Origin of the sequence: Roseomonas sp. KE2513 (genome assembly GCF_016107305.1) — a bacterium.
In the GTDB taxonomy this organism is placed as follows: Bacteria; Pseudomonadota; Alphaproteobacteria; order Acetobacterales; family Acetobacteraceae; genus Roseomonas.
The window spans coordinates 1-6738 of sequence record NZ_RCVR01000093.1; the positions used below are offsets into that span (position 1 = coordinate 1).

Genomic DNA, 6738 nt, shown 5'->3' on the forward strand with positions numbered 1-6738 from the left:
AGCCGCCTGCCTGCTGGTCCGGGTCCAGCGCGCATCGGCGTTAAAGGCCTGGGGACTGGGCCTGGTGCAGCGCCTCGGGTTCAAGCGAGCGGCTGTCGCGGTCGCGCGCAAGATCAGCGTCGTGCTGCACGCCATATGGAAGGCCAACGCGCCTTTCCAGGCTTGTCCCAGCCTCCCTGCCGCGGCCTGACCGACACAGAACAGAGGTTTCCCAGTTCCGCCGGCTAGGCGGACGCAGGCGTCCGCGCCGGGACGCGACGCAGGCCATCCTGCGGTGGGCCTCGCGGCCAGGCAACCGGACCGCGCGTTCCACATGGAGGGGTCTCGTCTCAAGGTGCATGGTGCGGCGGCCAGCAGGGCCGACCGCGAAAACAACCACGATCCGGCGGCGATGCAGCGTCAACAGGAAGGAGTTGACCGACCCAGTCGCGATCAAACAACCACTCAACTGTTCCCCTGGCAGCGGACCCAAACCCGACAGGCTGCTAGTACCTGCCGCTGACCTAGCGCGGCCGCCGCGTGCTGAGCGCCGACGAAACCCAGATCCGGTGTTCCGGCCATGGCGTCGAGTTCGCCTTTGAGGATGGCTGGCCGCTCGGCGGCTCAAGCGATGGCAATGGGTTAACCGCCATCGCTTTGCGCGCTGAAGATGGGACGGTTTACCTCGCTGGGTGACGCAATTTCTGGGTCAGTCCAGCCGCCGTAGGCCACCCATTCCGGCAGCCATCATCTCGCAGCAAAGGAGCTTTCCTTGAGGGTGTCACGTCCCGCCCGCCCCGGCGCCAAGCTGTACCAGCGCGTTCCGCAGTGGCAGTTCGGAAAGGCGAAGATAGCCCTCGAACTGGCTGTCCATCTCCAGGATCAGGAACACGGCCCCACCAATGGCCAGTGAGATAATCAGGAAAGCGCCGACCACCGTCCCGTTGCGCGGCGCGTTCAGGCCAAAGCTGACGAAGATCGCGACGGTCCACATGATCAGAACAACCAGGATCATCGGCCGGACGTTCGGACCTGCCTGCTCGATCAGGAGCCAGCGCTGACGCATGAGCGATGAACCCTGTTGCAGGGCCTGCTGCTGCAGCCAGGTTTGCTGGGGACCAGCAGGCTGCAGGTCCTCGATCACCTCCTGTGCCCGCCCCAACAGGTCGCCCGCGGAAGGATCGTCGATCCCGATGAAGGCCTCGCCCGGCCCTGGCCAAAGGTCCTGGAGCGTGCGCTCCGTGGTACGGCGCAGCAGAGCGCGTGCGCCGGCCGCCTCCGCCCCATAGCTGCGCAGGGTACGATCAAGCAGGATGGTGTCGGCCGCGTAGGCGCGCATGGCGTGATCAGCGGTGTCGGAGCCTGACTTGGCCGTGGCGATCAGCAGCCCGAAGACGAGAGACGCAAGGACGGACACCATCCCGGCGCCGAGCCGGACAACATCCAGCGTCTCCTTGGCGAGGTGATGGGGCGGCAGCACGCGGTGGAGCTGCAGGCCAACCACGCCACCCGCAAAGACGCAGCCAGCAACGATGAGGCTCGTGACGAGGTCGCTCACGTCTTCTGTCCGGCGGGTCGGTCAGCCAGGAGCCGGGTGCTTCGCCCGCTCCGGGTACCACCCGGTGAACTTGATGGCGCCGACCAGGGCCAGGACTGTCGCGATGATCCCGACGCGAGGGTGCACATCAGGCATGTAGAGGAGGACCAGGTCGGCGAGCACCATCACCAGGAAGGCGAGTGCCCAAACCGCCGTGATCACCGTGTTTGTCTGCCGAAAGGAGGAGCTGTCCCAGTAGGCGGCGGGAACCTTCTCCCGTGCGTATTGTTGCGTGAAGGGGCGTCCGATCGCGAGGGTGCCCAGGACGATCAGCAGAAGACCCGCATCGACGCGCAGCCGCACGGCCATGATCGACCAGTCGGGATTGCCGAGCACGGCGTATAGCGCCATGCCGCCAAAGAGCAGCGCTGTGCCGATCTCGAGCAGCTTCGGCGTTCGGCCCGGGCTGACCCAGTCTCGCACCAGCAGGGCAAGCGAGGTCAGGGCGCCGGCAACCAGCCCCTCCGTCGGCCCGACGAGCCGGTCGACAGCGGCGAAAACGATGAAGGGCGCAAAGGCCAGCAGGATGCTCATTGTCGATCTCCCGAGCCGAGCCGGCCCTTGTGCCGGGCGTGGTCCTGATGACGCAGCAAGCGAGTAGTCAGGCGGGTAGCCTTCACCAGCATGCCGAGCTGATCTTGACGCTGGTAAGATTGGGTAGCTGTATGGCTCTGCGACTGTCAACAAAGGATTCGAACCGCTAGCCCGCATGCGCAGCAGAGAGCCGAAGCTGTCTCGCCCATACCATCACGGGGACCTCCCGGCCGTGCTCATGTCGGCTGCCGAGAGGATCCTTGAGCGGGACGGCATCCAGGCGCTCACGCTCCGCGCCACAGCCCGCGCGGCCGGGGTCTCGCACGCAGCTCCGGCAAGCCACTTCGGCGATCTCACGGGTTTGCTCAGTGAACTCGCCGCGCTTGGTTACCGCCGCTTCGGCAAGGCAGTGTTCGAGGCCATGGAGGCCGCTGGAGAGGATCCCAGGGCCAGGATGAAGGCCATGGGCCGCGCCTATGTTGGTTTCGCCCGGAAGCACCCAGGCTTGTTCTCCCTCATGTACCGGAGTGAGCGCCTGGACCCTGCCCGACCGGCACTGCGCGACGCGATCGCCGAGGCCCGCAGCGCGCTGCGCGCAGCTGCCTCAGCGCGTGCTCAGGAACAGCCCCTCCCCCCCTTGCAGACGGCCGCGCAGTCGGCGGCGCTGTGGGCCCTTGTACACGGTTTTGCGGTGCTGCTGATCGATGGCCGGCTAAGTGCCTTGATTGCCTCGCTCCCAGGAGAGGAGGGTGCGGACACCCTCCTCGAGGCCGTCCTTGCCACCGCACGCGTTGGCGAATGAGGCTGCCAAGGTTCTCACGGTAGGAGGTGCGTATCGAAGAACCGCGCGATCTCACCGAAGGCCTCCTCGGTCTCCGGCACGAAGGGGTCGAGGAACTGGGCATGGCTCTGCCCCTCGAAGACCTGCAGAGCTGCCTCGACACCTGCCTGACGCAGCTTGCGATGGGTCCGCACCGCCTGACTAAGAAACAGGTCGCGCGTTCCCGAGGTCAGGATCGCCGGCGGAAATCCCGCAAAGTCGCCAAAGACCGGCGAGATGAAGGGGTCGCGTGGATCGTGACCACTCGCGTAGAGGCTTGCGGCAGCACCTACCCACCCCTCCATCGACACGAGGACGTTGTCCACGAAGGCGTTGGCCGAGAGTGAGTCGCCCTCCCCCGTCAGGTCGGACCAGGGCGTACCCGGTGCGATGGCCGCGGGAAGCGGTAGGCCCTCCGCGCGCGCTCGCAGGACGGCTGCCAGCGTCAGCCCACCACCGGCAGAGCTGCCGAAGATCGCCATGCGTCGTGGATCGTGTTGCGCCACCACGGCACGCCAGACGGCCATCGTGTCATCGAGCGCTGCGGGAAACGGGTGGTCGGGTGCCATGCGGTAATCGACGGAGACAACCCTGAAGCGCCCGTAGCCGGCCATCAGCATCGCCTCGCCCGCGCCGGCCTCCCCCGGATACAGGACGTAGCCGCCACCGTGGACGTGCACGAGAAGTCTGTTGCGGTGCTGGTCGGGCAGCTCGTTGGGCGTGACGACGAAGACCCGAACGCCCGCGATCTGCGTGGTCTCAACGCGCACGCCAAGCTGCTGCCGGATGGCTCCGAGGTGCGGGGTGACTTCAGCGGCACTGCGCGCAGCCAGAGCTCGCCATTCTTCCGCGGCTTGGGGCACGGTGTCCCACCCGACCGGGTAAGGTGCGGCGATGCGGCGTTGCAGCGCAGGGCTGACCGATCGAGGGACAGGCAGCAGCCGCGCCGGCACGGCGCGTGGCCGAGCGTCAGAGGGCGGCGCCTGGGCGCGTCCGGGCGCTGAGAACAAGCCAGCCATCAGAGGGGAGGCAAGCGCGACGCGCCGAGACAGTCGGCGAGCCGGCCACGCCGTAATCTGGCTGCGTCGAGCTTCCTCTTCCGAGGTGAGTGAGGGAATGTTCGCCTCCCCTTCGTGAAGTGGGCTCCTCTTCATGCCTCAAGCGGCCGAAAGCTACGAGTGGAATTGGGGCTGGCGTGACGCACGCTGCCGGATTGCCTCCCGGGCCGGCTTCCCCTGCGCAGTTCTGGGAACACGGTCCACCGGCATGATGGCGACCGTCGCGGCGAACGCGGGGCCAAAGCGCGAAGTGATGACCGCCCCACATTCAGCAATGTCCGGTACCATGCCGGGCCAGACTTCGATAGCCGCGAGCCAGCGCGTTGTCGTCGCCTGTCCACTCTCCTCTGGCACAACCACTGCGTAGCGGATGGAGGGGAGGCCGCACAGCGCATCCTCCAGGAGCGTTGGGTTCGCACCGGTGCCGTCAGCCAGCTTCAGATCGGCCACTCGGCCGAGAATGTTGAGGTATCCTTGACGATCGACAAAGCCGACGTCACCGGAACGGAACCACCCGTTGCGGAAGTCAGCCTCGTGTTCAGGAAGGTTCCGGTATCCTTCCGCCAGAGCAGGCGACCGCACTTCGATGCGGCCCGGCTCCCAAGGCGCTGCGAGACGGCCGTCTGCGCGCCGAAAACGAACATCCACGCCCGGTAGGACCTTACCGGCGGTGCTGAGCAGGGCTGGATGGTCCAGGTCATAATCGGCGGGTGATAGGAGGCTGACGAGGCCCATCTCGCTCGCTCCATAAACATGAGCGAGGACGGGACCGAAGCGCTCGAGCGCCCTGCGGCGCAGAGTGGGCGGTGCAGAGGCGCCGATATGTGTGAGCATGCGCAGCGACGACAGGTCGCGCCGACTGACGTCGGGATGGTCCATCAGCTCAAAGAGCTGCGGCTCGACCAGGAAGAGATGGGTGATGCGCTCAGTGTCAATGGCGGCCAATGTAGTGGCCGCTTCGAAGGAGTCCTGCAGGATGACGGTGCCGCCGCCGAGCAGAGTCGTATCTACCAGTACTTGCGAAAGGTAGGCCAGCGGTCCGTTCACGAGCTGCCGACGGTCCTTCGGGCTGGGGGCGCGGACCACGGCCGTGTAGGCAGCGAAACTCCGGCAGCTGCCCTTGGGCACGCCGGTCGTTCCTCCGGACGAGACGATGACGGCGAGATCGTCGGGGCGAGCCACGCTCTTCATCGGCTCGCTCGAGGCTTTGGCCGCAAGCTGATCAAGGGGGACGGATTGTCCACCTTTGGGCAAGTCCACAGTCCCGATGCGAACCCGGGTGTCCGGCGGGCACAGGTGAGAGGTCTCCGGAAAGAGAACCAGCAACTGTGGGTCCATCCGCTCGATCAGTTCTGCCCGCCGCTCGACGGCTTCAGGCGCCGACAGGTAGACAGCGGCAGCCCCGAGTAAATGCGCGGCGTATCGCACCGCGAGCGCCGATGGCGCGTTGGGGGCGAATAGCGCAACGAGGCTACCGGGCCCGATGCCCAAGGTCGCCAGCGCCCGCGCGTAGCGGAAGATGGAGCCTGCGAAGGCTGCGGCGGAGTGATCCTCGCCATGGTACCGCAGCACGGGCGCCTCTCCGGCCTCAGCCAAGCGCGCGAGCAGCAGATCGATGTATGCTGCTCCATCTGTGACGATTTTAAGCCCTGTGTCAGCGTTATCAGTGCCGCCGTGCGCTCGATCGTAGGCTTCAGGTAACATGGTTGGATGTCCGGTTTCGAATCGAAGCGTGAGAAGCGCACCGAGCTGACTGGTGTGCCCACAGCATCTGCATCGGCGTCGGCAACGTCCGTGGATGGATGAGGACTGAGCATCGTCAACCCCGGCGTGCTGGCCACGAAAAGGCGGACTGATCACTCTCGCCTCAGCCTTCCTCCTCGAAAAGCCAGAGTTGTGCGCTTGGCTGGTGGGGCCCGCCCGTGTCGTCCATGCCGAGGAAGGCGGGAACGCGGCGGCGCTGCGCCTCGGTGAGGGAGTCGGCCAACGGCTTGGCCGCGGAGACGAAGCGTCGCAGCTCGCGGGCGCGCGTCTCCTCGGCGTTGGCGATGCCGTTCAACACGTCGAGGAAGTGAGCGGGGGCGGCAGCGGAGGTTCCGCGGGCACGGCGCTCGCCGGCACCTCGGACGATGTCACGGATGGCCATCTCAACGGGCGGCCAGAGCCGCTCCTGCTCGGGACTCAATTCGAGAACCGTCCTGATAGCGGCCAGGCGACCGTTCAGCACGGCGCGGGCATCGGCCTCGGTGAAGGCCGGGACTTGGAGTGCCTGTTGCGTGGCTGGGGCAGCCTGGCCTGAGGGTACCGCCGGGGTGGGCTGCGCGTGTAAGGCGGCCAAAGGAAGGGTCGCCAGGATGGTGGCTGCTATCAGGGCAAGGCGCAGGGACTTCATCAGGGTATCTCCTGTTCGTTCGGGTCAGAGGGTTCTGGAGCTACCGCCAGCCGCCGCCGGGCATCGCGCCATGGTAAGGCGTGTCGCGGCAGTGGCCCCAGGGGCCACGCCAGAAGCCGGGCGGGCAGCCGTTCCCGCCGTAATAAACGGGTGGCGGCGGCGGTGCGTACCAGTAGCCGGCACCGGGGCCGCGGCAACCACCCCAGGGGCCGCGCCAGCGACCGGGCCCGCAGCCCTCCGCCACGCGGATGACCGGCGCGGCGGCGTCCATGCCCTGGGCCGGGAAGACGGCCTTCATCAGGACCGGCACGGGCGAGCCCGGGCCTGGGGCTTGCGTGTGCGCCTTGGCGGGCGCAGC

Annotated in this window: 7 protein-coding genes and 1 pseudogene; 2 read left to right on the forward strand and 6 right to left on the reverse strand. The window is 67.0% G+C overall.

What is annotated here, in order from left to right; genetic code table 11:
- A pseudogene (locus tag D9599_RS29880) lies at positions 1 to 190 on the forward strand (IS110 family transposase); the annotation flags it as partial.
- A gap of 570 nt (positions 191 to 760) precedes the next feature.
- Here D9599_RS29880 and D9599_RS29885 read toward each other — a convergent pair.
- Together D9599_RS29885 and D9599_RS29890 are read right to left on the reverse strand one after the other, a co-directional pair.
- Positions 761 to 1537 carry a hypothetical protein gene (locus D9599_RS29885; RefSeq protein ID WP_198384983.1) on the reverse strand — a complete coding sequence of 259 codons (777 nt, stop codon included), beginning with the start codon at positions 1535 to 1537 and terminating at the stop codon, positions 761 to 763.
- A 21-nt stretch (positions 1538 to 1558) separates the two neighbouring features.
- Entirely contained in the window at positions 1559 to 2110 is a 552-nt protein-coding gene (locus D9599_RS29890) for a hypothetical protein (protein ID WP_198384984.1), read from the reverse strand.
- A gap of 238 nt (positions 2111 to 2348) precedes the next feature.
- Between D9599_RS29890 and D9599_RS29895 the strand changes: the two genes are divergently transcribed.
- On the forward strand, positions 2349 to 2912 hold the full coding sequence (locus D9599_RS29895) for a TetR/AcrR family transcriptional regulator (protein WP_198384985.1): 564 nt from the start codon (positions 2349 to 2351) through the stop codon (positions 2910 to 2912).
- Positions 2913 to 2926: 14 nt separating this feature from the next.
- Here D9599_RS29895 and D9599_RS29900 read toward each other — a convergent pair whose 3' ends face one another.
- The 4 genes from D9599_RS29900 to D9599_RS29915 form a co-directional block, all read right to left on the reverse strand.
- A complete protein-coding gene (locus tag D9599_RS29900; RefSeq protein WP_198384986.1) occupies positions 2927 to 3700 on the reverse strand; it encodes an alpha/beta hydrolase in 774 nt (257 codons plus the stop codon).
- Between the two features lie 402 nt (positions 3701 to 4102).
- Positions 4103 to 5692 carry an AMP-binding protein gene (locus D9599_RS29905; protein ID WP_198384987.1) on the reverse strand — a complete coding sequence of 530 codons (1590 nt, stop codon included), beginning with the start codon at positions 5690 to 5692 and terminating at the stop codon, positions 4103 to 4105.
- Between the two features lie 163 nt (positions 5693 to 5855).
- Positions 5856 to 6380 (reverse strand): hypothetical protein, encoded by a 525-nt coding sequence (locus D9599_RS29910; protein WP_198384988.1) that lies wholly within the window; start codon positions 6378 to 6380, stop codon positions 5856 to 5858.
- A gap of 40 nt (positions 6381 to 6420) precedes the next feature.
- Positions 6421 to 6738 (reverse strand): GCG_CRPN prefix-to-repeats domain-containing protein (locus tag D9599_RS29915; RefSeq protein ID WP_375373099.1); only part of this gene is annotated, 318 nt, incomplete at its 5' end.

Bases quoted from the DNA above. Each gene is read 5' to 3' on its own strand.
- D9599_RS29910 (WP_198384988.1), bottom strand. From the start codon at position 6,380: ATGAAGTCCCTGCGCCTTGCCCTGATAGCAGCCACCATCCTGGCGACC.
- D9599_RS29905 (WP_198384987.1), bottom strand. From the start codon at position 5,692: ATGTTACCTGAAGCCTACGATCGAGCGCACGGCGGCACTGATAACGCT.
- D9599_RS29890 (WP_198384984.1), bottom strand. From the start codon at position 2,110: ATGAGCATCCTGCTGGCCTTTGCGCCCTTCATCGTTTTCGCCGCTGTC.
- D9599_RS29895 (WP_198384985.1), top strand. From the start codon at position 2,349: ATGTCGGCTGCCGAGAGGATCCTTGAGCGGGACGGCATCCAGGCGCTC.